Here is a 25,330-nt window from a genome sequence, read left to right as displayed (position 1 = left end):
CCTATTATCCCTCAAGAAAACCGTAGCACCGCGTGGGTAAAGAATAGCGCCACGGTAATCAGGATTTTGGCAGATTCCTCGTCCTGAATTCGCCTATTGCTGGTGAACGCTTTTACCATGAGCGCTGATTACTATCAGCTCCATGTCAGGCGCATTAGTCGCGGGACATAACGCCCAGGATCGACAGCAGGCTGAGGAACAGATTGTAGATCGACACGTAGAGCGTGACGGTCGCCAGGATGTAATTCGTCTCACCCGCGCGATTCACGATCTCGCTGGTCTGATACAGAATCGCCGCTGACGAGAACAGCACGAAACCGGCGGAAACCGCCAGCGCCAGACCCGGGATGTTGAAGACCATCGCCGCGACCATCGCCAGCACCAGCACAATGGCACCCGCCATCATGAAGTTGCCCAGGAAGCTGAAGTCCTTGCGCGTAATCAGCGCCACCGCAGAAAGTCCCAGGAACGTTGCGGCAGTCATGCCCAGCGCAGTCATTACCAGCTGTGCGCCATTGGGAATCGAAAGGTAGAGGTCGATGATCGGCCCCAACGTGAAACCCATAAACCCGGTGAAGGCGAATATCGCCGCGATGCCGGCCCCGGAGTTGGCTGTCTTGTGAACCAGAAACATCAGGCCGTAGGCACCGATGAAGAACACGAAGATGTTGAGCTGCGTGACGCCCATAGCCATGGCGGCGCCAGCGGTCACGGCAGAAAATAGCAGCGTCATGGCCAGCAACATGTAGGTGTTACGCAACACCTTGTTGGTGCTGACCGCGCTCGATCGACGATCGGTGATGTCGTGCGACGTTCGAAAATCCATTGTAGTCCCCTCAGTTCTGTTGAAACTCACCCGTAGACCAGAATGCCCTTGCAAAGTTCCCCTGACAAGCGTTAAGAGCGGGCTCAAAGCGAAATAACTTGTTGAAAGCTAAAGAACCTATTGACGTATTCGGATGAGCTGGTAGTATTCCACGCCGTAAGCCGGAGGGATGGCAGAGCGGTTGAATGCACCGGTCTTGAAAACCGGCGTAGGTTAATAGCCTACCCAGGGTTCGAATCCCTGTCCCTCCGCCACCTTTTCGAAAAGGTCAGCTACTCAGCTGGCCTTTTTTCGTTTTTGCTCAAGCAAACCGCCCTTCTCATTTTCACCAACCGCCGATTCAAGGGTGATTGCTGGGATCTCAGCGGATTGAGAGCTGACCTCGCCTGACATTTCGACATCTCAGTGGCGGTCGCCGCGTCCCTCTCGATCACCTGACCTTGCTGGCGCGCCTTCCATGTCTCGCCAACCCGTCTCACCCTACCTGTGCGCTAGAGTGTAGAAGCCAAAGCTGTCATAGTGGGTAGTCAATGTTTTGAAAATGGATACCGCGTTGAATTATATGAGAAATATTGCTGTCGCCACAGCGCTCGGCGCTGTATTCGCTTCGACCCAGGCGGTCGCAGACGATTTTGAATGCACGTCGGATGGCTTGATGAAGCATGTCAGCGAGCAAACCCAGCAGATCGATGACTACATTTCCAACAGCGACAATCCGCAGCAGACTCAGCAAGCACTGACGAGTATGGCTCGAGGACTGCGTGAGAACGGTCAGGTTTCCAATCACGATGAAGAAATGAAGAAACTGGCGAGCGGCGCTGACTTCGAGCCGTCACAGTCTTTCTGCGACGATATGCAGACCACCGTGTCCGCCATCCAGTCTTACATGGAGAGTCATCCGCAGTAATTATCGATGAACGGCGCCATTCTCGAACTGAGGGTCGGCACGACGGACGCCCCGAGCCCTTCCCGCTTCATTTCAGCATCGAGATTGTCTTTGTCCCCATCCTGTCCGATACTGTATGGATAAACAGTTAGCGCGGAGCGTTCGATGGTCATTTCCTTTCCAACGCCTGAAACCAGACTCAGACGCCGTGTGGAAAAACTTATCTCGGTGGCCCATGCCAATAGCCGCCATCAAGTGACGATCAGTAGAGATAAGGGTGAACCCGTGAATGTCTGGGAACGGCTCGTCGAGCAGTTCGATGACAGTGACAGAATTCATGTGATTCACATCACTCCGCACGATGTTCTGCTCAACTGGTCCTCGCCGACATCGGGTCTGGCTTCGTGAAGCCATCTGTGCGACTACCTACGCGACCACAGCGCACCCAGTCTGCAAAACATTGGATCTTCTCAGACGTCGCAAATGGTGATTGGGTCGTGGCTTTTTTGGGCTGACGATGCGGATGCGGGCCTGAACGGTGCTACCCTGCATCTAGTCTCTTGTGATGTTGCCAATGTACCGCGCATTAATTTTCTTCGTCGTCCCCCTTCTCCTGGCAGGTTGTGTGTCGGCGAAACCGCGGCTGACGGCTACGAATTTTCTACAGGACAGCGATACCTGCGAGCGGCAGACGCATCAGATCGGGGGTGAGCCCGAATATCAGCTATGCATGGCTCGACTGGGATGGCCCGATCCTCAGACACAGGTGGCAATAGAACAAGCGGAAGATAGCAGTGGCGGCCGCAATGAGGGCCTCATCGACGAAGCAATCAACGGCCTTCAATTCGGCCTGCAGTGGGATTTGGACCCTGAGTGAGCACGCCATGGGACGGTTTCTTGATACGCTCCTGGCTGAAACATTAGCCTCTCTACGTTGCATCGCGCTCCGACAGCCCCCAGGCGAGTCACCGCCACCTTAGTGACAACCATCATGTCGCTGTACAACCGCGTATCACAACTAACCTGATTATCGATGTTTTTTCCTTGGAGGATCACATCATGGCAGAACCGTTCGTCGAGGTCCGAAAGACCCACAAACCTGGTGATCCGGGACAGATTTGCTACGAGGTCTATGACGGCGATACCGGCGGCAGTTTAGGCCATTTCGCCGATGCCTCTCAGGCGCAGAAACGCGCCGATAGCATGAACCGAATGACATCTTGCGAGACAGGCAAACGATTGGATAACCCTACCGACGAGGCTGAGGTCGAGTAGTGCGTCTCGGGGGTCATTTCATTTGGCACAGTCGGGGAACGCGTGGATAGATGACTCAAACACCAGCCATGGGAACACTGGGCACGCCCATCGGGCAAGCCGTTGTGAAGGGTGTTCCAAGGTTCGGGGGTCGATTCCAGACCTCGATTCGATTATCGAGTACGGTCCAGAATCTCGAGTTCCTCAGGTTCAGTGGTAAAGTCGCAGCCCGACGCGGGTCACGCGATTGCCTTCCATCTCGCTGACGACCCAGTGGAATCCGTGCCAGTCGACGTCATCCCCGACCACGGGATGCCCGCCTACGCGAAGCGCCACGAACTCCCCGAGCGTCATTTCCTGCTCGCCGGGGCTCAAGGTCAGGCCGTAAGCGTCAGCCACTTCTTGCATCAATGCTTCGCCATCCAGCGTGAACGTCCCGAAAAAGGCGCGCTCTCGCTTGAGCTTCGCTTCGCCATTGAACAGGCGGTTAAGTGATGGCAGGTCACCGGTTCGCCCGATCAGACAGATGACATCGCTCAGTCGAAGGCGTGTGCTCCCCTTCGGGTGCAACATCGCGTGCTGGCGGAAAATCGCCGAAATCAGCGTGCCTGATGGTAATCGCAGCAGCCGAATCGGCACGTCGTCGAGCGATTCATTTTCGACCTTGTAGACGAACATCTCGTAGTCGTTTTCGGGCAGCACGCCCAACTGCCCACGACGATCGGGCGTCGTGGTTTCCGGCAATACGACACGCATCCAGCGAGCAACGCGAGCTAGCGTTGATCCCTGCAGCAGCAGGGATATCAATACAACGAAGAACGCCACGTTGAAGTAGAGCGTGGCGTTCTCGACACCGCTGATGACGGGAAAGATCGCCAGCACGATAGGAACTGCGCCTCGCAACCCGACCCAGGAGATAAAGCAAAGTTCTCGCCACCGGAAATTGAAGAACGGTACCAGCGAAACCATGACGGCAACGGGACGTGCCAGCACGATCAATGCCACTGCCAGAATGGCACTGGGTACGGCGTAATCGATCATCTCGGATGGGGTCACCAGCAACCCCAGTACCAGAAACAGACCGATCTGGCTGAGCCATGCCAGCCCGTCATGCACCGGCAGTATATGGTTGAGATGGCGCCCCGGCTGATTGCCGATCATCAGCCCGGTAAGATAGATGGCCAGAAAGCCACTACCTCCGGCGGCGCTGGTCGCGCCGAAGATACAGAACCCCAGGGCCAGCGCGAGCAGAGAATAGAGGCCCGGCGCCAGATCCAGCCAGCGCAGCAGCTTGGCCGACACCCATCCCCCACCCAACCCGACGGCCAGGCCCAGGCCGAACTGGAGGATGAAGTGCATCAGCGTTTCCCAGACCCCTCCAACGGCCCCCGTCAGTAAGTCGGCCAAAGTGATGGTCAGGAAAATAGCCATCGGATCGTTGGTGCCGGACTCGATCTCGAGCGTTGCTCCCACTCGCTCGTTGAGATTGACACCCTGGCCCTTGAGCATGGAAAACACCGCCGCAGCGTCGGTCGAGCCGACGATCGCGCCCACCAGCAAACCTTCGATCAGACTCAGATCGAGTAACCACATGGCCAATAAGCCGACAATGCCGCTGGTCAGGAAGACGCCGATGGTCGCTAGCGAGAGCGCAGGTTTGAGGCCCACGCGAAAGGTCCGGAAGCGCGTGCGAAGACCGCCATCGAGCAGGATCATCGCCAGCGCGAGATGCCCGATCAGGAACGCTTGAGAATAATCATTGAATTGCAGGCCGAGCACACCCTCCTCACCGGCAAGCATGCCGAGTCCTAGAAAGAGGACGAGCAGCGGCACGCCAATCCGGGACGAGACGCGGCTGGCTAGAATGCTCAGGGCTATCAGTGCCCCGCAAACGAGGAAAAGGCTATTGATCGAGTCCAAGAATTAGCCGTCGGTCAGGTTCAAGAAACGAAGTCCGGCGGATAGTATGCCATGTACGCGGAAACTTGCGGCGCTGAAAAGCGCTGTAAATTTAATCTTTTAGCCAGTGGGGATGAGGTATTACCTGATCTCTCGAATCCTCACCGTGCAGTGACAACAGGACCGCCAGGGCCCGCATACCGTAGCGGTGGGGGCCTAGCGCGGGAAGCGCTTGGTGATGACGATAAGCGGTGACGAAGGCGTCACGCTGGGCTGCATTTTCGAGGAGCAGCTCGAACAGACACAGATCGAACTCCAGCGGCGCCCACACCAACGCCTCCCAGTCACTCCAGAGCCAATTCGTCGCGCCTGCCAGGAACTGATCGCTGCGCAGATCGGGTAATGACCAGACGGACCGCGTAGGCGATGGAAAAACAGGGATATCCAAGAACCACGCACGCTGCGGGTGGTTTTCGATAAAGGTCTGGGCACGTTCCGGCCAGCGGGACAGGGACAGGACATCACCCGCAGGATGTCCGAAGCCCGGCAGCGATTGATGATGCAAGAGCCCCAATTGATGACCGAGAAGCTGAGCTAGTGCCACGTTCATGGCCGGCGGCTCCGCACTGCGCCAAGGCAGGCTCCAGAGCGGCGCGCCTCGCCATTGCCCTAGAAATGTCATCGGCAACGGGGCCATCGGCAAATCCGGTGGCAACATACCCGGGACGCGAGTCAGTGCCTCGGGTGACTGCCAACGGTCAAAACCGAACAGCTGCTGGAGACCACGCCAGAACGGATCGGTCGTCGGTGACTTTCTCGCCAACTTGAGCAACTGCGGTGACAGCTCGTCACTGTGCCATAGCCAATTGGCACTGTCCGGCCAGCGTAGTAACAGTGGCGTCAGCAACTTGCCAGTCAATACCGAAACCCGTTGCGTCAGCTCAGGGGGGGCTTGGAGCGGGTGGTGGCGTGCCGTCAATGAACATCATCCTTGCAGAGGCGCTCGACATCATCGCCAGTGGGCAGGCGGCGCTGGGCAGCGTACAATCCGGGGCACTGGATAGGGGTGCCCATAGCATGGGCTGAGAGTGAAATTGGCTGAATGCGCAATCGCAATGCGATTGTAAACCGCCATGCACAACCCTGGAACCTGAACCGGCTAGTACCGGCGGAGGAAATGCCAGCAGTTCTCGCATGACTTCGTCCGGTTCCCCCTCAACGGGAGTTGTCATGCCCCCACCCGGACTTTTCGTCCGGCAGGCGTCGCTGACCTTTGGTGATCGCCCGCTGTTTCATGAGCTACAGGCTCGCTTCGACGCGGGCAGCTGGACCTGTCTGCTTGGCCGTAGCGGCAGCGGCAAGAGTTCGTTACTGCGCATGATCGCCAGTCTGAAGTTGCCTGACAACCACCATCTCGATCTCGAAACCAGTGACGGCGCACCGCTGATGGGCCGGCTGGCATGGATGGCACAGCAGGATCTGCTCGTACCTTGGCAGCGCGTAATAAGCAACGTGATGCTCAGCGCCCACTGGCAAGGAAACGCCACGCCTCGAGACCGACAACGCGCCGAGCAGCTGCTGGCCCAGGTCGGGCTCGCCGACAAGGCCAATCAGTGGACTGGCGAACTCTCCGGGGGGCAACGTCAACGAGTCGCCCTAGCCCGTACCTTGTTCGCGAACGCCAGCGTCGTGCTGATGGACGAACCTTTCTCCGCCGTCGACGCCATCACTAGGCTGGAACTTCACGAGCTCGCCAGTCAACTGCTCTCCGAGCGCACCGTGATCATGGTTACCCATGATCCATTGGAAGCGCTGCGGCTGGCCGACCGGATCCTGGTTCTGCAGGGAGAGCCCGCCCGGCTGGTGCCAATTCCGGCGCCGGGAGGCTCCCGCCCTCGCCCGCTCGACAATAGCGAACTGCAACAGCGTCAGGCCGAACTGGTAACCCAGTTACGGGAGACGACGCATGCGTAGTCGTGCAGCCCTGGGCCGGGCTCTTCGGCCCTTGTTGGCGCTCGTCGTCCTTGTCGCCATCTGGCAACTCACTTTGAGCCTGACTGGCGTACCCCGTTATATCCTGCCTTCGCCAATGGCAGTGGGCCAGGCCCTGATCGAACAACGTGGGTTATTGGCCCATCATGCCGGCATTACCGCCATCGAGATCGTGGCCGGGCTGATCGGTGGCATTCTGCTAGGGCTGACGACGGCGCTGGCGCTGGCGCGATTTCGTGCGCTGCGTCGAACGCTGCTACCACTGTTACTGATCAGTCAGGCTATACCGCTGTTCGCGCTGGCGCCGATTTTAATGCTGTGGCTCGGCTACGGGTTAGGCCCGAAGATTCTGATGGCCATGGTCATCATCTACTTCCCGGTAGCCTCGACCGGCTACGACGGATTGCGCCAGACACCTCAGGGCTGGCTGGATCTGGCTCAGACTTTCGGGTTGAGCCGACGCCAGCGGTTGTTGAAGGTCCAGCTACCCGCCGCCCTACCATCGCTTGCCTCCGGGCTGCGAATGGCGGCCAGCGCCGCGCCGATCGGTGCGGTAATCGGTGAATGGGTGGGCTCTAGCCAAGGACTTGGCTATCTGATGCTGAACGCCAATGCCCGGTTGCAGATCGACCTGATGTTTGCCGCTCTGGTCGTACTGGTCGCTTTCGCCGTCCTACTTTACTTCGGCGTCGACGCTGCATTGAGATTGGCGATGCCGTGGCAGCGAGATCGAGTAGCAGATCATGGCTGAACTCGATTTGGCATCCGTTACACACGACCGAGCCTATCCTCCCAACCACCATCATCAGCAATCATCATTACGACCAACCATGACTACCATCCATTCAATCCAACGGGGGGAACCCAGAATGATGATCTCACGCTCGACGCGCTGGCTGACCATGAGCCTGGCACTGCTCGGTCTGATCTTGATCTTGCCGACACTGGCGCTGGCACAGGAGAAAGAGAGCGACGACCTGGCGCCACCGCAGATGATTCCCATGAGCGTGATGCTCGACTGGTACGTCAATCCTGTTCACGCGCCGATCATCATTGCCAAACAGCGCGGGCTCTTCGAGAAGCGCGGACTGGATGTCGATATCCAGTCCCCCGCTGACCCCAGCGTTCCACCCAAACTGGTCGCTGCTGGGCGTATCGACCTGGCCGTGAGCTACCAGCCACAGCTGCATCTGCAGGTCGACCAGGGGCTACCGATCGTTCGGGTCGGCACCCTGATCGCCACGCCATTGAATGCACTGATGGTGCGAGCGGACAGCGGAATCGACGACATTTCCCAGCTCGCGGGCAAGAAAATCGGCTATTCGGTCGGTGGCGTCGAGGAAGTGCTGCTGGCGGCGATGCTCGAGCACAACGGGCTTGGCCTTAAGGATGTCGAAATGGTCAACGTCAACTTCTCGCTGACGCCTGCCCTGATCAGCGAAAAAGTGGATGCCGTGACCGGTGCGTTCCGTAATTTCGAGCTGGCGCAGATGAAACAGGAAGGTGTCGAAGGCAAGGCGTTCTATATCGAGGAACAGGGTATTCCCGACTATGACGAACTGATCTTCGTCGCCAATCGCGACACGCTCGATCGGCACCGAGACGCGGACCGCCGCTTCATGGACGCAATCGGCGAGGCGACATCCTGGATCATCAACCATCCAGACGACGCCTGGCATAGCTTCGTTGCGTATGATGCGTCACTGGATACGCCGCTGAACGCTGCCGCGTGGAAGGCCACACTGCCGCGCTTCGCCCTGCGGCCGTCGGCGCTCGATCCCAAGCGTTACCGCGACTTCGAAGCCTTCCTGCTCGAACGAGGTCAGATCAAGGCGCAGAGCCCGGTCTCTCGCCTGGCGGTTGATCTCAACGCGCCCTAACCGGCATCGCCCAAGGGAGGAGCCCGAGCCCCCAATATGAGTTCGAGACCGACAGATTTTGGCCCCGTGCGTCACGACCTTTTACGTCAAGACGTGCTACACCAAGACCAATTGCGTCAAGACCGGTGGCGCTACGACCCGCAACAGGATCCGGGCAGGACACTGCCCAGCGCCACACTCGACGACCTGGCCGTGCTCCCCGCTCGGCCGGGTGTCTATCTCTTTTTCGGCGCCACTGATTTGCCGCTCTACGTCGGCAAGAGCGTCGACATCCGCGGCCGTGTCCGCAGCCACGTCCAGCAGCCGGCCACCCGTCGACATGTTCAGATGATCACCCAGACCCAGCGTGTTGCCTGGCTGCGGACCAGCGGCGATCTAGGAGCGCAACTGCTCGAGGCCGATTTGATCAAGCGCTGGGTGCCGCTCTACAACCGACAACTGCGCAAGCGCGTACGCATGGTGAGCTGGAACTGGCCTGAGGGCGATGATCGGCCGGTGTTGACCGATGGCCAGTGGGTGGTCACGGCGCGCACACAGTTTTACGGGCTGTTCCGTAATCGTCGCGATGCGCAAATGACGTTACGTGATATCGCCACCGACGAGTCGCTCTGTCGGCGCGTACTGGGGCTGGAAGCTGGCAGCGGTCGCTGCTTCGGTTATCAGATCGGGCGCTGCCACGGGGCCTGCTGCGGCACGGAAAGCCTTGAAGATCATGCCGTGCGAGCGCGCGACGCCATGGAGCGGCTGCGCATCGAGAACTGGCCCTGGCCCGGCCGGGTTGCCTTCCGCGAAACCAATCGTCATGGCGAGGCCGGGCTGCATATCGTCGATCACTGGCACTACCAAGGCAGCGTCGAGCGGCTCGAGGATCTCGAGGTCCTGCCCGACACTCGTGGTTTCGACATCGATACCTATCGCATTCTCAATCGATTCATTGCGGCGCCGTGCCCATCGATCGCGGCCATCCCGATCGATGGCGAGAATGAGTAATACGACGCCAGATCGCTACGAGGCGTCGAGAAAGCGATTCACCGCCTCACGAAAGGCTTCCGGCTGTTCGGCGTGCAACCAGTGACCGGCGCCTTCCAGCGTCTGCCACTCCGCCCCGGGTAGAACGGCCTCTACCGCATCGCGGTAGTCGTCGCGCACGTAAGGCGATGCCCCGCCGCGAATCAGTAGCGTCGGCCCTTCGAAGGGCTCATCCCCATCCGGTGCGGCGATAATGTCCTCATAGCCGGCGCTGATCTCGTCCAGTCCCACGCGCCAGCGCATCACGCCGTCGCCATCGCTCACCAGGTTGGTGGCCAGGAACTGGCGTGTAGGCGCACTATCGATCGCTTCCTGCATCAGCGTGCCGGCATCGCGACGGGATGCCGGTTCGGCGCACTCGACCCGCCGCAGCGCGGTGAATATCTCGTCATGACCATGCGCATAAACCACCGGGGCAATATCGGCGACGATCAGGTGAGCGACCCGCTCCGGATGCAAGCGTGCCAGCGTCATCGCGACCTTGCCGCCCATCGAATGGCCCAACAGGTCGATCTTGCCGATCTCGAGCGAGTCCAGCAGCGCAATGACATCAGCCGCCATCGCTGCATACTGCATGCCCTCGACGTGCGGCGAGCGCCCATGATTGCGAAGATCCGGCGCGATCACGCGGCGATCGGGCTGCCACTGCTTGATGTGGGAACGCCAGTTGTCGGCGCTGCCGAACAGTCCATGCAGCACGACCAGCGGTAGCGTCGTCTGCTCGTTTTCCGGTACGCCGGTGTCGATACAATGCAGTTGCAACGTCGTTATCTCCTGATAATCGGTCTGGCAGGCTCGCAGCAGAATACCAAACCTGCGCCGGAGCGCCGACCCAGTTCATTCCGGCGCGCTCAGCCCTGCTGGCGCGATACGCCAGGCAGATTCACCTGATCGCGATGCGTCAGTAGCCGACGCCCCAGATAGGCCAGCAGCACACCATACAGCGGCAGGAAGAAAATCAGGCTGATCGATAGCTTGACGGCGTAGTCGAACCAGGCGATTTCGACCCAGTGTTGCCGCATGAAAAGGTCCGGGCCCTGCCAGAAAGCGATGGCAAAGAACGCGAAGGTATCTGCCAGATTTCCCAAGATGGTGGAGAACGTCGGGGCGACCCACCAGGCGCGAAGCCGACGCATGCGATCGAACACATGGATGTCGAGCAACTGCCCCAGCACGTAGGCCATGAAGCTAGCCAGCGCTATTCGTCCGACAAACAGATTCCATTGCGCCAGCGCCTCGAAGCCTTGAAAACGGCCTTGCTGGAAAAGCACCGATACACCATAGGAAACCAGCAGCGCAGGCAACATCACGCTAGCGATAATGCGGCGTGCCGATGACTTGCCGAACAATCTGACCGTCAGGTCGGTGGCCAGAAAGATGAAGGGAAAACTGAAAGCGCCCCAGGTGGTATGTAGCCCCCATAGCGTGAAGGGCAACTGAACCAGATAGTTGCTGGCAGTGATCACGAGGACGTGAAAACTGACCAGCCAGAGCAAGGCGAGCCGGAGTTGGCGACTGTCGAGTGTCAGCATGAGAGACCTTTTTCGTTTGCCGGCGCTTCTGTCTAACGAAGCTTTCGTCTACCGGAGCGTGGCCGAGGGGTAAGGGAACCCTCTGGATGGCCGCATGAAATCGTCCGCGAATAGCGGGCGCGCATTATAGAGATTTGCCTTAGTGGCGACTAGAGAAACCATACTCTCCCACGGAGAAAAAACGCTGTAACACTAGGTTACAATAAGTTAATATAGTACGGGACTGAACCGCCGGTTCAGTGTTGGCAATCCGCCAACGCGGATGCGGAATTTCTCTATGACGACAACAGTTACCCCGCTTGGTGATCACCAGATCGGCTCTGCCACGGCTATCCTCAAGGCCATCGCCAACGAGAGCCGGCTGCGTATATTGTGCATGTTGATGCGCGGAGAGCGTTCGGTTACCCAGATCAATCAGGAGATGACGTTGAGCCAATCGGCGCTATCACAGCATCTGGCCGTACTTCGCCAGGAACGTCTGGTATCGACACGCCGCAGCTCACAGGTCATCTACTATTCACTACACGGTGATGTCGCCGAACGTCTGATTCAGACACTCGGCGAACTGAATCTCACCTGACGTCAATAGCGACTAGCGGCGCTGCCAGCCAAGATCATCGACGCGCTGGAGTATGTGATCGACGCCCTTTTCAAGACGACTCTCCACGCCTTTGCCTAGTCGGCTCAACAGTCCGGAACGTGATTCCAGCGACACGTTCAGGACACGAGCCTGCTGGCGCTGCTTTTCCAGCAGATAGGCATCGCTGGTGCCAACCGCATCGACCAAGCCGGCAGCCAGCGCTTCGCTGCCATACCAGATTTCACCGGTCGCAACCGACTCGACATCCAATCCGGGTCGCCGCTCGCCGACGTAATGCTTGAACAGATCGTGAGTCGAGGCCAGATCCTCGAGAAACTTGGCTCGGCCTTCTTCGCTATTTTCACCCAGCACGGTCAGCGTGCGCTTGTAACGCCCTGCCGTCAGTAATTCGACATCGACATCGTGCTTCTTGAGCAGACGATGCACGTTGGGTATCTGAGCCACGACACCGATCGACCCTATCACGGCAAAGGGCGCCGCGATCAGATGATTGGCGCAGCATGCCATCATGTAGCCACCGCTGGCCGCGACCTTATCGACGCATACCGTCAGGCTGGCCCCAGCGTCGCGAAGACGATCGAGCTGGGCCGCCGCCAATCCATAACTGTGGACCAGCCCGCCGCCTGACTGCAGCCGTAGCACGATCTCATCGCCGGACTGAATCTCTTCCAGCAGCAGTGACACCAATTCAGCCAGTGCGGGAGTCTTCGAGGCCTTGAGATCGCCATCGAAATCGAGCACCCAGATACGCTCGGGCGCGTCTACGAGTCCCTTGGCGGCCTGCTTGTCGGATTTCCTGAGCTGCTTGGCGAGTCGTCGCCGGCCCGCTTTGGGTTCTGCCGCCAAGCGCAGCTGACGGCGCCGACGTTGAAAGCGCTCATCGAGCTCAACGACCTTCAACGTCGCCCCATCACCGCTTTGTCCTTTACGTCGCCCATGAGCGATCAGGGTCAAAACTACCCCGAGAGCGATCACCAGAGTGGCGGTCTTCGCCAGAAAAAGACCATAGTCGGCCAACCATTCGATCACGTCACACTCCTTGCGCTGAGAGATACTCTTTTCAAGGCCTTTGTCCCGTCTGAGTCACGCCACTGCAAAACCCTGCTCCCGTCGCCGCGCTTGCATGGTGCTTGCGTGGTAGCCTGGGCAATGATTTGCTTAGCGTTTTGTGACGGGAGAAACCTTCATGGAAGACCAGCAATTGATCGCCAAACTCCGCGCGCGGTTCGACCCCGAAGCAGCCGAATCGGTGTCGGCGGTCTATCAATTCGATCTCGACGACGTCGATGATTATCACATGACGATCGATCACGGCGCGCTCGATATCCAGCCCGGTCGTCATCCGGACCCCAGCGTTACCATCATCAGTGACACCGGGACACTGATGGCACTGGTCAAGAAAGAGCTCAACACGATGCAGGCGTTGCTGACGGGCAAGGTCAAGGTCAAGGGAGACATCGGTCTTGCCAGCCGGCTGCCCAAACTGTTCGGCAAATCCAAGGCGTGAGCTGCTGCGCTCAACGCACCGCGACCGCACCGCAGTGGGTTTCGATCAATTGGCGAGAAATCGAGTAGGCCGGCGGAAGCTGCGGTAATTTGTCCGGACGGAACCAGGCCGCATCGACGATTTCCTCTCCGTCGATGCGGATGCGACGACTGGCCGCTTCGGCAAAGAATCCCATCATCAGCGAGTGCGGAAACGGCCACGACTGACTCTTGAAAAAGCTGACGCGGCCGACATCGATACCCACTTCTTCCATCACTTCTCGCCTGACCGCAGCCTCGACCGCTTCGCCCGGCTCGATGAAACCGGCTAGTGTCGAGTAGCGCTGAGGCGGAAACCGCGGGCTCCGGGCCAGCAGCATGTCCTTGCCGTAAGTGACCAGCGTAATGATACACGGCGAAATACGCGGATAGCCGCGCAGGCCACAGTTGTCACACTGCATCGCGAACTCGTGAGAGAGTCGACGCGTGGCCTGTCCGCAGCGACCACAGAAACGATGATCCCGCTCCCAGCGTGTGACCTGCAGCGCAGTTGCCAACAGTTCGCTCTGCGCTGCCGACAGCTGCGCCAGCCAATCACGAAACGCCGGCCAGTCATCAGTCCCCGCCTCGAGCACCACGGCGACGGGTTCGCCTAGCCAGTATCCCAACGGTAGCGCTCGTTCAGGCCAGCGTTCGCAGTGGACCAGCATCTCGCCGGCTTCCGGGGCCACACCGCTATCGCTCATGCGCAATAGCCAACCGCCCACGGCATCTGCCGGCGGCATCTCGCGCTGTAGCATCAGTGTCGAGACTCCGGCAGATTCATGGCATCCCAGTGACACTGACCCGCCGTTTGACGTATCTGCTCGAGACGCTGCTGATGAGCTTCCCATTCAGCCTCGCTCGGCTTGAGCACGGCAAGTGTCGAACCGTTGCGTTCGACCTGACGCCTACCGCTGGCGCCACCGGATTCACGGTTATCGCTGGTGTCGTTCCCGGCCAGCGATAGCGCGGTCTGGCCGCCGGTCATGGCGAGATAGACTTCGGCCAGGATCTCGGAGTCCAGCAACGCGCCGTGAAGTACCCGCTGCCCATTATCGATGTCGTAGCGCTTGCACAGAGCGTCGAGACTATTGCGCTGCCCGGGATGCATCTGACGCGCCATCTTCAGCGTGTCCAGAACGCTGCAGTGCTCGGCAACCGGACCCAGCACCGGTTCCCCTCGTGCCGCCTTCAGCAACTTGAACTCGTGGTCGAAAAAACCGACGTCGAACGGCGCATTGTGAATCACCAGCTGCGCGCCGCGCATGAACTCCCATAACTCATCGGCTATTTGCGCGAAGACGGGCTCGTTGGCGACCCGTTCGCTGGTAATGCCGTGAATCTCGACGGCCTCCGCTTCGATCTCCCGTTGCGGGTTGACATACTGATGATAGGTCCGTCCGGTGAACCGGCGATTGACCAGCTCGATACCGCCGATTTCGATGATGCGATGGCCTTCTCGCGGATCGATACCGGTGGTTTCCGTGTCCATGACGATTTGGCGCATACCGTTATCCTCGCTTGTATCTGGCGGCTGTCACTGGTAATTCGGGGAAAAGCGTATTTCGGCGCAGGCTCAACGTTCCGAAGACCGCCGCGCCGCCACGACTTCATCGATCGCCTCATTGACCAGTCGATCGGCGGCCTCGTTGCCCTGATGGCCACTGTGCCCTTTGACCCAATGCCACTCGATGACGTGGCGCTGCGTTTCCGCAAGCAATTCCCGCCACAGTTCCGCATTTTTTACCGGCTGTTTGGCCGCGGTTTTCCAGCCCCGCTTCTGCCAGCCATGAATCCACTCCGTGATGCCCTTGCGAACATATTGGGAGTCGGTCCAGAGGGCGACGCGACAGGACCGGTCCAGCGCCCGTAACGCCTGAATCGCGGCCATCAGCTCCATGCGGTTGTTGGTGGTTTCGGCCTCACCCCCTTTCAAGGGCTTCTCGTGACGACCGGAGACCAGCAATGCGCCCCAGCCGCCGGGGCCGGGATTACCCCGGCAACCGCCGTCGGTATAAATTGTCACGGCGGGCATCGTCGAATCGGGTTCTGAAGCAGGCAAGACGTAAACTCTCTGTTGATGTGACTCTAAGGTCAGGCGGTCGTGCGGGACGGGCGAGCGCGGGCGACGCCGCTACCGTTGGCGTTGACATAATCCCGGGTCGTCGCGCCACATTGATCGCTATCGGCAACCTCGTGCGCCGCTTGACGGGGCAAAGGTTTGGGGCCCCGAGGAGGGTCTTCCGCACCGCGGCCGCGCGCGTGCGCCGTCTCCTTGGCAAGTCCTAACCAGGCACCGGATTTGTTGCCACCGAGCACCGGCTCCCGCACCTTGATTGGCTGGACCGGGATGCTTCGCCGCCGCGCGACCAGCAAGTATGCCGAGGCCAGCGGCAAATTGTAGCGCCGGCCCAGCGTCTCGAGTCGATCGCTTCCACTGGCGCGACCAGGTAGCCGAAAACCGCAGTAGTCTACCCGCTCGATCTCGAAGTCGACAAACGCCAGCCAGTCGCGCAGACGCCCGGGGGCGCGCCACTGCTGTTGCCACGGAGCGGGCCGCTGTCGGCGTCGGAGACCGCTCGGGCCGAACGGATGCCAGCCAAAGACCAGCAGACGGCCGTCAGCGCGCGTAACCCGCGCGGCTTCCTGCAGGACATGATGCGGACGCTCGACGGCCTCGAGCAGATGGTGCAGCAACACCAGGTCGAGGCTGTCATCGGCAAGCGGAAGGCTATCGGGGAGGCAAACTAGGCTGTTGTCACTACGAACGAGATCGGACGTCGGAGCCCAGTCCAGCGCATAGCGAATCGGACACATATCGCTCATCAATGGCGCCATGCCCAACTGCAGACTGACAATGCCACGATGTTGCTCGCAGTGCGGGCCCAGGCACGCGCGCTCGGCCCGCCACAGCGCGAGGCCGGGCGCGGATTCCCAGAATCGGCGTCCTTCGCGAACGGCTGCTTGCAAACCCTGATCGGGTGGCGAGATTGACACGGCCGACTTTACTCCCCAAGGTTATCGCTTTTTAAACGGCGGTTCGTCACCGGCTCCTGCAGCGGAAGTTCATTTCTAGGCGACTAGGGAACCTACGCGCAGCGCGTGGATCAGAGCCATGGTTGAGCGACATTCGCCTTCGACGCCGAAATCATCGACGTTGGAAACCCGGGCGCTAAAAGCGATGAACGAACCTGCCGCAGAAGGATGCCACATGTTGACCGTGAAACCGATTCCCGCGTTGCAGGACAACTATATCTGGGTGATGCGTCAGGATGCCCAGAATCGCGCTGTCGTCGTCGACCCGGGCGACGCCGAACCCGTCATCGCCTGGCTCGAGCAGGAAAACCTGATACTGGACACCATCTTGATCACTCACCATCATCGGGATCACACCGGTGGGCTGATCGAGCTGATCGAACGTTACTCTCCGCAGGTCTACGGTCCCGATAACGACGCCATTGCCGGCATCGACCATCGCGTTGGCGAAGGCGACGGCTGTCGCGTCCTGGGGCGGCACTTCGACGTGTTCGCCGTACCCGGCCATACATTGGATCATATCGCCTTCTACGCTCCCGGAACACCGGGACTGCTGTTCGCTGGCGACACGCTGTTCTCCGGCGGCTGCGGGCGCCTGTTCGAAGGCTCTCCCGAACAGATGCGCGAGTCGCTGGCCAAGCTCGAGGCGCTGCCGGAAGATACGCTGGTATTTGCCGCCCATGAATACACGCTCGCCAACCTCGCCTTCGCTGCAGCGGCCGAACCCGATAATGCAGCCCGTGATGCCTACCGGAAGGAGTGTCAGACCGCCCGTGACCTGGACCGCCCGACGCTGCCGACGACCCTTGCACGCGAACGCCAGATCAACCCGTTCCTGCGCATCGCCGAGCCTGGGCTGCTCGAGACTTTACGTCAGCGAGGAGCTGCCGATAACGATACAGAGGCTTTTGCCAGCCTACGGGCGTGGAAAGATCGCTTCTAGCATCGCGATGCAAGACGAGGTTACTCGCTGTTCGGCCGATCCGGTTCGGCGACAGCGTCATCAAGGATTGTCGAACACATGATTTACCGATCGAGGCGCTGCCAGGTCTTCTTTGGCCTGGCAGGCAGCCTGCTACTTTCCGTCATGCCCGTGACCGCCATCGCGGGCAGCGGCGTCGATGTCCAGGCCAGTGCCCCCCCGCGCACCTTCTGGTCATCGTTGACACTTCAGAAGCATCGTACGCCCGATGCCTGGCTCCGCCTTCGCAAGGAGTTTCGCCTTTCCCACGAAACGGCCAACCCCCGAGTTGCCGAGTGGCTGGAGTGGTATCGAGACCACCCTCAGCATGTCGAGCGCGTGGCGGCCCAGGCCAAACCCTGGCTGCGCTGGGTTACTCTGCAGCTCAAGTCTCGCGATCTGCCTGGCGAGATCGCCCTGTTGCCCTTCATCGAGAGCGGCTACGATCCTACCGCCACCAACCCTGGCGGCGCCGCTGGCCTATGGCAGTTCATGCCCGCGACCGGCGACGCCATGGGCCTGTCGCGCACGGCCTGGTACGACGGTCGCCACGATGTCGTCGCCGCCACCGCTGCCGCGATGAGCTACATTCAGCAGCAGGCTGACCGCTGGTACGATGGCGATCTGCTGTTGGCGCTGGCAGCTTACAACGCCGGCGCGGGCACCGTGAATTCGGCCAGAGAGGCTGCCGCCAATCGCGGCGAACCGATCGATTACTGGCATTTGCGTCTGCCCGCCGAAACCATGGCGTACATTCCGCGCCTGCTGGCGCTTTCCGAAGTGATTGCGCAGCCGGAGCAGTACGGCGTGGTGTTGCCGACGATCCCCGATAGCGCCCAATTTGCTCAGGTCGCCACCGATGGTCCGCTGACACTGTCACTGGCCGCCGAGCTCGCTGGCGTCGATCCCCAGACACTGCGCCAGCTCAACCCTGGGTTCAAGCGGGCGTCGACGCGCCCTCGCGACGATGCCACGATCCTCGTTCCCGTCGCGGTCAAGCAGCATTTTCTCGCCAACCTTGCGGCCCTGCCGGCCTCGGAGCGTACGGCCCTCAATCGCTACGTGGTGCGGCGTGGAGATACACTTTCCGGCATCGCCGCACGGTTCGGCGCCAGCGTTGGCGAAATTCGGCGGGAAAACGATCTACGCGGCAGCACCATCCGCATCGGACAGACGTTGGCCGTCCCCGCCACGACGCTGGCACAAAATGGTAGCGACCGATAACCCTTTGACATGGCCGCGATCGAGGTTACAACGAATGGCGGCAAGACGACTGCCGGTATTACGATGCACGGCACACCGGATCCTCTAAGCGGCGGTTCACAGAGTGGCGATTCACAAAGTGACGATTCGCGACACCACGCACGCTCCAGAGCGTCTTCCGTCCAGACCGGCACAGCAACGAAAGGAAGTCGATCATGACTAGATTCCGATGGCTGCTGGCCGCCGCCACGCTGGCGCTGACCCTCCCGCTGTCGGTGTCGGCAAATGCGCCGTCAAGCCAACCCACGGCTGAGAGCGACAGCGATCGCGTGCCGACCGTCCATGCCATCGCCCTCTATGACGACCCGGCGCTGCCTACCGACTTCGACCACCTACCCTATGCCAACCCTGCCGCGTCCAAAGGCGGCACGCTGCGTCGGGCCGCCAACGGCAGCTTCGACTCCACCAATCCCTTCATCATTCAGGGCACGCCTGCGGATGGGCTCAGCCAGATTTACGACACGCTGATGGAATCCAGCGCCGATGAGCCTTTCACCATGTATGGACTACTGGCCGGCGGCATTCGCCTCGATCCCGATCGCCACTGGATGGAGATCGATATCCGGCCGGAGGCGCGGTTTCACGACGGTACGCCAGTGACCGCCAAGGACGTCGTGTTCAGCTTCCGCCTGCTGCGCGGCAAAGGCTCACCGTTCTATCGAGCCTACTACGCCAGCGTCGAATCGGCCTCGGCGCTCAGCGAGCGTACCGTGCGATTCGAGTTCTCGAACAATCAGTCGCGCGAGCTGCCGCTGATCCTGGGTCAGCTACCGGTACTGCCCCAGCATTACTGGCAGGACCGGGAATTCACCAAACCGACGCTCGACAAGCTGATGGGCTCCGGCCCCTACGAGATCTCCGAGGTCGATCCCGGCCGGCGCATCGTCTATCGCCGGGTCAAGGATTACTGGGGCAAGAATCTGCCGCTCAATCGTGGACGCTACAATATCGACCGGCTGATCTACGATTACTTCCGCGATCAATCCGTGGCGCTCGAGGCGTTTCTCGCCGGCGCGTTGGACATGCGCATCGAAAGCAGTGCCAAGAACTGGGCAACCGCCTACGACACGCCGGCCGTCGAGGACGGGGCGATTCAGAGGGTCATCGTTCCCGACGGCCAACCCGCGGGGATGCAGGGCTACGTCTTCAATACGCGGCGCGACAAGCTCTCGGACCCACGAGTGCGACGCGCGCTGAGTTTGGTATTCGACTTCGACTGGCTCAACCAGCACTTGTTCTATGGGGCCTATCAGCGCACCGACAGCTATTTCCAGAACTCGGAGATGGCCGCCCTTGGATTGCCCGATGACGACGAGCTGGAGTTGCTTGCGCCCTTCCGAGACCAACTACCCGATGCCGTGTTCGACCAGCCACTGCCGATACCCCAGCCGGAGGCACTTCGCCCCCGGCTGCGAAAGGCACTCGACCTGCTCCGCGAGGCCGGTTACGACGTGCAAGACGGCAAACTCGTCAACCTCGACACCGGTCAGCCGTTCACGCTCGAATTCCTGCTCTACGACAGCCAGTGGGAGCGCATCACACAACCGTTCGTGCGCAACCTGGAGCGGCTCGGCATCCAGAGCAAGATCCGGGTGGTCGACGTCAATCAATACCTCAACCGCCTGCGAGGGTTTCAGTTCGACATGATCGTCGGCAGCTTTCCGCAGTCGGCCAATCCCGGCAACGAGCAGCGGGACTTCTGGACCAGCGAGTATGCCGATGTACCGCAGAGCCGAAACCTGGCGGGCGTCCATGATCCGGTAGTGGACGCGCTGGTCGACCAACTGATTCAGGCCGACAGCCGCGAGCAGCTGGACATTGCCTCGCGCGCGCTCGATCGCGTTCTACAGTGGGGCTTCTACGTGGTTCCACAGTGGAATTTCGACGGCACTCGCGTCGCGGTCTGGGACAAGTTCGACTATCCCAAACCCTTCCCGAGCTATACCCCCGACTTCACGGTGTGGTGGGTCGACACCGAGCGCGCTCGGGCCGTTACCGCGCGTCAGCGCGGTCAGGAGTGATTGCCGATCATGGCCAGCTATATCGTTCGCCGTCTGTTGCTGATGATTCCCACCCTGCTGGGTATCTTGCTGCTCAATTTCCTCATCGTTCAGGCCGCCCCGGGCGGCCCCATCGATCAGATGATGGCTCGTTTCGAGGGTCTGAACAGTAACGCCAGCACCGGTCTCGAAAGTGGTGGCGCTGACGGTAACAATGGTGGCGGCAACAGCGACAGCGCTCAACGCTTTCAGGGCGTCGACGAGCAATTGCGGCAGCAGTTGACTCAGGAATACGGCTTCGACAAGCCGGCCTGGGAGCGCTTCGGGCTGATGCTCGAGGACTATGCGACGTTCGATCTCGGCGACAGCCTGTTCCGCGGCCAGCCGGTAACCGATCTGATATTGGACCGACTGCCGGTATCGATCTCGCTGGGGCTCTGGACCACGCTGCTGGTTTATCTTATCTCGATCCCACTGGGCATTCGCAAAGCGCTGCGCCACGGCAGCGCCTTCGACGTCTGGTCGTCGGGTGCGGTGGTTGTCGGCTACGCAATTCCCGGCTTCCTGTTCGCCATTCTGCTGATCGTGGTGTTCGCCGGCGGCGGTTACTTGAACTGGTTCCCACTGCGGGGGCTGACGTCGTCCAACTTCAGCGAGCTGTCGCTGCTCGACAAGATTCAGGACTATTTCTGGCATATCACACTGCCGGTCCTCGCGTCGGCCATCGGTAGCTTCGCGACGTTGACCATGCTGACCAAGAACAGCTTCCTCGACGAAATTCACAAGCAGTATGTTCTCACGGCAAGGGCCAAGGGTGCGTCGGACCGTCGCGTGCTGTACGGCCACGTCTTCCGTAACGCCATGCTGATCATCATCGCCGGCTTGCCCTCGGCGCTGATCGGGATTCTGTTTACCGGTTCGCTGCTGATCGAGGTGATCTTCTCGCTCAACGGCCTCGGCCTGCTGGGATTCGAGGCCGTGATGCAGCGCGACTATCCGCTGATCTTCGGCACGCTTTATCTCTACACGCTGATCGGGCTGGTACTCAAGCTGATCTCGGATTTGACCTACGTCTGGGTCGACCCACGCATCGATTTCGGCACCCGGGAGTCGTGATGACATCGAGCCATCGCCGGCGCTTGTCGCCAATCACGCAGAGACGTCTTCAGGTCTTTCGTGGCAATCGGCGCGCCGTCTGGTCGCTATGGATCTTCGGCCTGCTGTTCATCGTCAGCCTGGGCGCCGAGCTGGTCGCCAACGACAAGCCGATCGTGATGCAGTACGACGGCCATTGGTACGTGCCGCTGCTGGTGGATTATCCGGAAACCGAATTCGGCGGTTTCCTGCCGACGACCGCGGACTATCGCGACCCGGTCGTCCACGACCAGATCGCCGACAACGGCTGGATGCTATGGCCGCCGGTGCCGTTTTCCTATCAGACCCTTGACCGCGGCGTACGCGGGCCGGTTCCCTCGCCGCCCGGCAGCCGCCACTGGCTGGGAACCGACGATCAGGGTCGCGACGTGTTCGCTCGCGTGCTCTACGGATTCCGGCTATCGGTTGCCTTCGCCCTGGCGCTGACTGTTGGCTCGATTTTCCTGGGTGTCGTGATCGGCGGCGTCCAGGGTTATTTCGGCGGCAAGATCGATCTCGTCGGCCAGCGTCTGATCGAGATCTGGTCCGGGTTACCGATGCTGTTCCTGCTGATCATTCTGGCCAGCCTGGTCGAACCCAACATCTGGTGGTTGCTGGGCATCATGCTGTTGTTTTCGTGGTTGGGCCTGGTCGATATCGTGCGGGCCGAATTTCTGCGCGCTCGAAATCTAGAGTATGTGAGAGCTGCACGGGCCATGGGGCTGCCCTCTCGCTTGATCATGCGTCGGCATGTACTTCCCAATGCGATGGTCGCCACGCTGACTTTCATCCCGTTTTTGTTCACCGGCGCCATTACCACACTAACGGCACTGGATTTCCTCGGTTTTGGTCTACCACCGGGCTCGCCGTCGCTGGGGGAACTGGTCGCTCAGGGCAAGAACAACCTGCAGGCGCCATGGCTCGGCGTCACCGCTTTCATCACCCTGAGTGTGATGCTGTCGCTGCTGGTGTTCATCGGCGAAGGGCTTCGCGACGCGTTCGACCCGCGGCACATCCTCACCGCGAATCAGGTCAAGCGCCCCCTATCCTCAGGATCACACACCCCGGCCGAGAGCCCGCGTCAGGGAAGCCTGCCATGAGTGACAACCGACTGTTCGAACTGCGCCAACTGACTATCCGCTTCGGGAGTCATATCGCGGTCGACTCGCTGGATCTGCACGTCGATCGCGGCGAAACGGTGGCCGTGGTCGGGGAATCGGGCTCGGGCAAGTCAGTCAGCGCACTGGGTGCTCTGGGATTACTGCCCACGGGCACCGATATCGAGGGCGAACGGCGTTTCGACGGTCGCGATCTCGGTAAACTTCCACCTCGACAATGGAATGCCCTGCGTGGCGGACGGATCGGATTCATCTTTCAGGAACCGATGACATCGCTGAATCCGCTGCACAACGTCGGCAGGCAGCTGGGTGAAACGCTCCGGTTGCATCAGGGGCTTCGAGGCGAAGCCGCCAAGCGCCGCATCAGGGAGCTGCTGACGCAGGTCAAATTACCCCGAGTCGACGAACTGATGACGGCCTGGCCTCACCAGCTCTCTGGCGGACAGCGCCAGCGAGTGATGATCGCCATGGCGATCGCCAACGACCCGCAGCTATTGATCGCCGATGAGCCCACTACCGCGCTGGACGTGACGGTCCAGCAGGAGATTCTGGCGCTACTGGACGATCTGCGTGATCGTTACGGCATGGGCCTGCTGCTGATCAGCCACGATCTCAATCTTGTGCGCCGTCATGCCGACCGTGTTGTCGTCATGCGTCATGGCGAGTGCGTGGAAACTGGCGCTACGACAGCCGTCTTTGAAACCCCGCAGGTGGCCTACACGCGACAGCTGATCGACGCCGTACCGGCCGGCCGGCCGCCGCCAGTGGCAGGCAATGCCGCGATGCTGCTGAGTGCCAGCGACGTGAGCATCGTCTTTCCCCGACCCAAACCGTTCCTGCGGCCCCGGCCGTCCGCCTTCGTCGCGGTCGAACCGCTGTCGCTGCAGCTGCGTCAAGGAGAGACGCTCGGCGTGGTCGGTGAATCTGGCTCCGGCAAGACGACGCTTGCATCGGCGCTGATTCGCTTGCTGCCGGCCAGCGGTGAAATCCATTTTGCCGGCCAGCGTCTGGACTTATTGGGCGGAGACGCACTCAGGCGCCAGCGGCGCGGTTTCCAGATTGTATTCCAGGACCCTTACGGCTCGCTGTCTCCGCGCATGCCGGTCGCCGATATCATCAGCGAGGGCCTGCGTTTTCACCACCCCGAGCTTGATCAAACCATCGTGGCCGAACGAATCACCGAAGCGCTGCGGGAAGTCGACCTGCCGCCGGATTGCGGCCACCGCTATCCGCATGAATTTTCGGGTGGTCAGCGCCAGCGTATCGCCATCGCGCGCGCCTTGATTCTCAAGCCGAAGCTATTGGTACTCGACGAACCCACTTCGGCACTCGACCGCACGGTGCAGAAACAGCTGATCGAGCTGTTGCGCAATGTTCAGGCCAAACATGGCCTCAGCTATCTGTTCATCAGCCACGACCTTGCCGTGGTGCGCGCGATGGCTCACCGGATATTGGTATTGAAAGAGGGCAAAGTCGTCGAACAGGGACAGTGCGAAGCGCTGCTCGAGGCACCTCAATCGGCTTACACTCGAGCACTGATCGACGCTTCTTCACTGACCTGATCGACGGTCTTTTTGAAGTTATTTTGATGACACTGCGAATCAAAGATAACGGTATAAACTCTAATCCCATAGAACGTCTATCGAGCGATTAGCTCGAATTATCCGTCCGCTCGAAGCTTAAGCTGCCTTAAAACGCAGCGATCTCTTCCGGGCGCAGATAACGACACTCGCCCGGTTCGAGATCGGGATCGAGCTCCAGCGGGCCGATCGCTTCGCGGTGCAGGGCTTCGACAGTATGCCCTACCGCCGTCAGCATGCGCCGGACCAGGTGGTAGCGTCCCTCGGTGACGCCGATCAGCACTTCGGTATCGGTTACGGCTTCGAAGGTAGCCGGCCGGGTCGGCTTGTCGTCGCCGTTCAATTCGACGCCCTCGGCAAACCGTTCCGCGATGCGCTCCGCCTCGCCCGCTGCCAGAGGTTCACCCAATGTCGCCCGATAGCGCTTTACACAGGCGCGGTTGGGCGTGGTCACGCGGTGCGTCCACTTGCCATCGTCGCTGATCAGCAATAGGCCCGATGTATCGAGATCCAACCGCCCTACCGGATGCACCCGCTCGATCTGAGGAATATCGATCAGGCTCAGCACGGAAGGATGATGCGTCGGGCGAAGAGAGCACTCGACGCCGACCGGCTTGTGCATCATCAGGTAGCGCCAGCCGACCCGCTCCAGCGTCTCGCCCTGCCATTGCACCATCTGGTCGTCGGATACCTGAAACGAGGCGTCTCGTGTCACCTCACCATCAACGCTAACCTCGAACTGGCGCAGCGCACGCTTGGCCTGGCTGCGCGTGAGTTCCGTGGCCTCGCTAAGAAATCGATCCAACCGCATT

General features: G+C 60.3%; 27 protein-coding genes and 1 tRNA gene. 17 read left to right on the top strand and 11 right to left on the bottom strand.

Annotated elements, in window-relative coordinates; translation table 11 throughout:
* Window positions 1-154 precede the first annotated feature (154 nt).
* A complete protein-coding gene (locus DOM27_RS11180; RefSeq protein WP_075562320.1) occupies window positions 155-826 on the bottom strand; it encodes a Bax inhibitor-1/YccA family protein in 672 nt (223 codons plus the stop codon).
* Between the two features lie 163 nt (window positions 827-989).
* On the opposite strand from DOM27_RS11180, the gene DOM27_RS11175 reads away from it, so the two are divergent.
* The 5 genes from DOM27_RS11175 (at window position 990) to DOM27_RS11155 (ending at window position 2,987) form a co-directional block, all read left to right on the top strand.
* Window positions 990-1,080, top strand: a tRNA-Ser gene (locus DOM27_RS11175).
* A gap of 401 nt (window positions 1,081-1,481) precedes the next feature.
* Window positions 1,482-1,733 carry a hypothetical protein gene (locus tag DOM27_RS11170; protein WP_157956755.1) on the top strand — a complete coding sequence of 84 codons (252 nt, stop codon included), beginning with the start codon at window positions 1,482-1,484 and terminating at the stop codon, window positions 1,731-1,733.
* Window positions 1,734-1,877: 144 nt separating this feature from the next.
* Window positions 1,878-2,120 carry a DUF1654 domain-containing protein gene (locus DOM27_RS11165; protein WP_110656060.1) on the top strand — a complete coding sequence of 81 codons (243 nt, stop codon included), beginning with the start codon at window positions 1,878-1,880 and terminating at the stop codon, window positions 2,118-2,120.
* Between the two features lie 166 nt (window positions 2,121-2,286).
* Window positions 2,287-2,589 carry a hypothetical protein gene (locus tag DOM27_RS11160; RefSeq protein WP_110656059.1) on the top strand — a complete coding sequence of 101 codons (303 nt, stop codon included), beginning with the start codon at window positions 2,287-2,289 and terminating at the stop codon, window positions 2,587-2,589.
* A gap of 182 nt (window positions 2,590-2,771) precedes the next feature.
* Window positions 2,772-2,987: a hypothetical protein gene (locus DOM27_RS11155; RefSeq protein ID WP_110656058.1), complete on the top strand. Its 216-nt coding sequence runs from the start codon at window positions 2,772-2,774 to the stop codon at window positions 2,985-2,987.
* A 189-nt stretch (window positions 2,988-3,176) separates the two neighbouring features.
* Here DOM27_RS11155 and DOM27_RS11150 read toward each other — a convergent pair whose 3' ends face one another.
* Together DOM27_RS11150 and DOM27_RS11145 are read right to left on the bottom strand one after the other, a co-directional pair.
* The gene (locus tag DOM27_RS11150) at window positions 3,177-4,886 is read right to left on the bottom strand and encodes a potassium/proton antiporter (protein WP_110656057.1); all 1,710 of its coding nucleotides are present in this window, start codon (window positions 4,884-4,886) and stop codon (window positions 3,177-3,179) included.
* 91 nt (window positions 4,887-4,977) lie between these two features.
* On the bottom strand, window positions 4,978-5,844 hold the full coding sequence (locus tag DOM27_RS11145) for a hypothetical protein (protein WP_110656056.1): 867 nt from the start codon (window positions 5,842-5,844) through the stop codon (window positions 4,978-4,980).
* 251 nt (window positions 5,845-6,095) lie between these two features.
* Here DOM27_RS11145 and DOM27_RS11140 point away from each other — a divergent pair, with 251 nt between their 5' ends.
* From DOM27_RS11140 to DOM27_RS11125, 4 genes are all read left to right on the top strand, one after another.
* Window positions 6,096-6,839 (top strand): ABC transporter ATP-binding protein, encoded by a 744-nt coding sequence (locus DOM27_RS11140; RefSeq protein ID WP_110656055.1) that lies wholly within the window; start codon window positions 6,096-6,098, stop codon window positions 6,837-6,839.
* Window positions 6,832-7,608, top strand: coding sequence for an ABC transporter permease (locus DOM27_RS11135; RefSeq protein ID WP_110656054.1), 777 nt, complete (start codon window positions 6,832-6,834; stop codon window positions 7,606-7,608). Before DOM27_RS11140 ends, DOM27_RS11135 begins: the two co-directional genes overlap by 8 nt.
* A gap of 118 nt (window positions 7,609-7,726) precedes the next feature.
* Complete coding sequence (locus tag DOM27_RS11130; RefSeq protein ID WP_245392679.1) at window positions 7,727-8,737, top strand: ABC transporter substrate-binding protein; 1,011 nt, start codon at window positions 7,727-7,729, stop codon at window positions 8,735-8,737.
* A 93-nt stretch (window positions 8,738-8,830) separates the two neighbouring features.
* Window positions 8,831-9,727 carry a hypothetical protein gene (locus tag DOM27_RS11125; protein WP_157956754.1) on the top strand — a complete coding sequence of 299 codons (897 nt, stop codon included), beginning with the start codon at window positions 8,831-8,833 and terminating at the stop codon, window positions 9,725-9,727.
* Between the two features lie 15 nt (window positions 9,728-9,742).
* Here the strand turns inward: DOM27_RS11125 and DOM27_RS11120 are convergent, their stop codons facing one another.
* Both DOM27_RS11120 and DOM27_RS11115 read right to left on the bottom strand, forming a co-directional pair.
* Complete coding sequence (locus DOM27_RS11120) at window positions 9,743-10,528, bottom strand: alpha/beta fold hydrolase (RefSeq protein WP_110656052.1); 786 nt, start codon at window positions 10,526-10,528, stop codon at window positions 9,743-9,745.
* Window positions 10,529-10,617: 89 nt separating this feature from the next.
* Complete coding sequence (locus DOM27_RS11115) at window positions 10,618-11,298, bottom strand: 7-cyano-7-deazaguanine/7-aminomethyl-7-deazaguanine transporter (RefSeq protein ID WP_110656051.1); 681 nt, start codon at window positions 11,296-11,298, stop codon at window positions 10,618-10,620.
* 277 nt (window positions 11,299-11,575) lie between these two features.
* On the opposite strand from DOM27_RS11115, the gene DOM27_RS11110 reads away from it, so the two are divergent.
* The gene (locus DOM27_RS11110) at window positions 11,576-11,878 is read left to right on the top strand and encodes an ArsR/SmtB family transcription factor (protein ID WP_245392678.1); all 303 of its coding nucleotides are present in this window, start codon (window positions 11,576-11,578) and stop codon (window positions 11,876-11,878) included.
* 12 nt (window positions 11,879-11,890) lie between these two features.
* On the opposite strand, the gene sohB is transcribed toward DOM27_RS11110, so the two are convergent.
* Entirely contained in the window at window positions 11,891-12,928 is a 1,038-nt protein-coding gene (gene sohB, locus DOM27_RS11105) for a protease SohB (protein WP_110656049.1), read from the bottom strand.
* 157 nt (window positions 12,929-13,085) lie between these two features.
* On the opposite strand from sohB, the gene DOM27_RS11100 reads away from it, so the two are divergent.
* A complete protein-coding gene (locus DOM27_RS11100; protein WP_110656048.1) occupies window positions 13,086-13,406 on the top strand; it encodes an SCP2 sterol-binding domain-containing protein in 321 nt (106 codons plus the stop codon).
* Window positions 13,407-13,416: 10 nt separating this feature from the next.
* Here DOM27_RS11100 and nudC read toward each other — a convergent pair whose 3' ends face one another.
* From nudC to DOM27_RS11080, 4 genes are all read right to left on the bottom strand, one after another.
* On the bottom strand, window positions 13,417-14,184 hold the full coding sequence (nudC, locus tag DOM27_RS11095) for an NAD(+) diphosphatase (RefSeq protein WP_110656047.1): 768 nt from the start codon (window positions 14,182-14,184) through the stop codon (window positions 13,417-13,419).
* A complete protein-coding gene (dnaQ, locus tag DOM27_RS11090; protein WP_110656046.1) occupies window positions 14,184-14,933 on the bottom strand; it encodes a DNA polymerase III subunit epsilon in 750 nt (249 codons plus the stop codon). The genes nudC and dnaQ overlap by 1 nt, the downstream gene beginning before the upstream one ends.
* A 69-nt stretch (window positions 14,934-15,002) precedes the next feature.
* Window positions 15,003-15,461: a ribonuclease HI gene (rnhA, locus tag DOM27_RS11085; RefSeq protein ID WP_110656045.1), complete on the bottom strand. Its 459-nt coding sequence runs from the start codon at window positions 15,459-15,461 to the stop codon at window positions 15,003-15,005.
* 59 nt (window positions 15,462-15,520) lie between these two features.
* On the bottom strand, window positions 15,521-16,396 hold the full coding sequence (locus DOM27_RS11080; protein WP_245392677.1) for a methyltransferase domain-containing protein: 876 nt from the start codon (window positions 16,394-16,396) through the stop codon (window positions 15,521-15,523).
* A 241-nt stretch (window positions 16,397-16,637) separates the two neighbouring features.
* Between DOM27_RS11080 and gloB the strand changes: the two genes are divergently transcribed.
* From gloB to DOM27_RS11050, 6 genes are all read left to right on the top strand, one after another.
* Complete coding sequence (gene gloB / locus DOM27_RS11075; RefSeq protein WP_110656043.1) at window positions 16,638-17,405, top strand: hydroxyacylglutathione hydrolase; 768 nt, start codon at window positions 16,638-16,640, stop codon at window positions 17,403-17,405.
* Window positions 17,406-17,483: 78 nt separating this feature from the next.
* The gene (locus tag DOM27_RS11070) at window positions 17,484-18,647 is read left to right on the top strand and encodes a transglycosylase SLT domain-containing protein (RefSeq protein ID WP_110656042.1); all 1,164 of its coding nucleotides are present in this window, start codon (window positions 17,484-17,486) and stop codon (window positions 18,645-18,647) included.
* 194 nt (window positions 18,648-18,841) lie between these two features.
* Window positions 18,842-20,707 carry an extracellular solute-binding protein gene (locus DOM27_RS11065; protein ID WP_110656041.1) on the top strand — a complete coding sequence of 622 codons (1,866 nt, stop codon included), beginning with the start codon at window positions 18,842-18,844 and terminating at the stop codon, window positions 20,705-20,707.
* 9 nt (window positions 20,708-20,716) lie between these two features.
* On the top strand, window positions 20,717-21,802 hold the full coding sequence (locus DOM27_RS11060; RefSeq protein ID WP_110656040.1) for a microcin C ABC transporter permease YejB: 1,086 nt from the start codon (window positions 20,717-20,719) through the stop codon (window positions 21,800-21,802).
* Window positions 21,802-22,920: an ABC transporter permease gene (locus DOM27_RS11055; protein ID WP_110656039.1), complete on the top strand. Its 1,119-nt coding sequence runs from the start codon at window positions 21,802-21,804 to the stop codon at window positions 22,918-22,920. Before DOM27_RS11060 ends, DOM27_RS11055 begins: the two co-directional genes overlap by 1 nt.
* Entirely contained in the window at window positions 22,917-24,500 is a 1,584-nt protein-coding gene (locus tag DOM27_RS11050; RefSeq protein WP_110656038.1) for an ABC transporter ATP-binding protein, read from the top strand. The genes DOM27_RS11055 and DOM27_RS11050 overlap by 4 nt, the downstream gene beginning before the upstream one ends.
* Before the next feature lie 127 nt (window positions 24,501-24,627).
* On the opposite strand, the gene DOM27_RS11045 is transcribed toward DOM27_RS11050, so the two are convergent.
* A complete protein-coding gene (locus tag DOM27_RS11045; RefSeq protein WP_110656037.1) occupies window positions 24,628-25,329 on the bottom strand; it encodes a pseudouridine synthase in 702 nt (233 codons plus the stop codon).
* Window position 25,330: the final 1 nt, after the last annotated feature.

Source organism: Salinicola halimionae (assembly GCF_003206065.1).
In the GTDB taxonomy this organism is placed as follows: domain Bacteria; phylum Pseudomonadota; class Gammaproteobacteria; order Pseudomonadales; family Halomonadaceae; genus Salinicola; species Salinicola halimionae.
This window is presented reverse-complemented; position numbering and strand designations above follow the sequence as displayed.

What these genes read in the sequence shown, in the direction of transcription:
- DOM27_RS11170 (WP_157956755.1), top strand. Translation starts at nt 1,482, where the DNA reads ATGAAGCATGTCAGCGAGCAAACCCAGCAGATCGATGACTACATTTCC.
- gloB (WP_110656043.1), top strand. Translation starts at nt 16,638, where the DNA reads ATGTTGACCGTGAAACCGATTCCCGCGTTGCAGGACAACTATATCTGG.
- DOM27_RS11100 (WP_110656048.1), top strand. Translation starts at nt 13,086, where the DNA reads ATGGAAGACCAGCAATTGATCGCCAAACTCCGCGCGCGGTTCGACCCC.
- DOM27_RS11155 (WP_110656058.1), top strand. Translation starts at nt 2,772, where the DNA reads ATGGCAGAACCGTTCGTCGAGGTCCGAAAGACCCACAAACCTGGTGAT.
- DOM27_RS11060 (WP_110656040.1), top strand. Translation starts at nt 20,717, where the DNA reads ATGGCCAGCTATATCGTTCGCCGTCTGTTGCTGATGATTCCCACCCTG.
- DOM27_RS11180 (WP_075562320.1), bottom strand. Translation starts at nt 826, where the DNA reads ATGGATTTTCGAACGTCGCACGACATCACCGATCGTCGATCGAGCGCG.
- DOM27_RS11055 (WP_110656039.1), top strand. Translation starts at nt 21,802, where the DNA reads ATGACATCGAGCCATCGCCGGCGCTTGTCGCCAATCACGCAGAGACGT.
- DOM27_RS11110 (WP_245392678.1), top strand. Translation starts at nt 11,576, where the DNA reads ATGACGACAACAGTTACCCCGCTTGGTGATCACCAGATCGGCTCTGCC.
- DOM27_RS11065 (WP_110656041.1), top strand. Translation starts at nt 18,842, where the DNA reads ATGACTAGATTCCGATGGCTGCTGGCCGCCGCCACGCTGGCGCTGACC.
- DOM27_RS11135 (WP_110656054.1), top strand. Translation starts at nt 6,832, where the DNA reads ATGCGTAGTCGTGCAGCCCTGGGCCGGGCTCTTCGGCCCTTGTTGGCG.
- nudC (WP_110656047.1), bottom strand. Translation starts at nt 14,184, where the DNA reads ATGCTACAGCGCGAGATGCCGCCGGCAGATGCCGTGGGCGGTTGGCTA.
- rnhA (WP_110656045.1), bottom strand. Translation starts at nt 15,461, where the DNA reads ATGCCCGCCGTGACAATTTATACCGACGGCGGTTGCCGGGGTAATCCC.
- DOM27_RS11140 (WP_110656055.1), top strand. Translation starts at nt 6,096, where the DNA reads ATGCCCCCACCCGGACTTTTCGTCCGGCAGGCGTCGCTGACCTTTGGT.
- DOM27_RS11160 (WP_110656059.1), top strand. Translation starts at nt 2,287, where the DNA reads ATGTACCGCGCATTAATTTTCTTCGTCGTCCCCCTTCTCCTGGCAGGT.
- DOM27_RS11165 (WP_110656060.1), top strand. Translation starts at nt 1,878, where the DNA reads ATGGTCATTTCCTTTCCAACGCCTGAAACCAGACTCAGACGCCGTGTG.
- DOM27_RS11070 (WP_110656042.1), top strand. Translation starts at nt 17,484, where the DNA reads ATGATTTACCGATCGAGGCGCTGCCAGGTCTTCTTTGGCCTGGCAGGC.
- DOM27_RS11115 (WP_110656051.1), bottom strand. Translation starts at nt 11,298, where the DNA reads ATGCTGACACTCGACAGTCGCCAACTCCGGCTCGCCTTGCTCTGGCTG.
- DOM27_RS11130 (WP_245392679.1), top strand. Translation starts at nt 7,727, where the DNA reads ATGATGATCTCACGCTCGACGCGCTGGCTGACCATGAGCCTGGCACTG.
- DOM27_RS11045 (WP_110656037.1), bottom strand. Translation starts at nt 25,329, where the DNA reads ATGCGGTTGGATCGATTTCTTAGCGAGGCCACGGAACTCACGCGCAGC.
- dnaQ (WP_110656046.1), bottom strand. Translation starts at nt 14,933, where the DNA reads ATGCGCCAAATCGTCATGGACACGGAAACCACCGGTATCGATCCGCGA.
- DOM27_RS11050 (WP_110656038.1), top strand. Translation starts at nt 22,917, where the DNA reads ATGAGTGACAACCGACTGTTCGAACTGCGCCAACTGACTATCCGCTTC.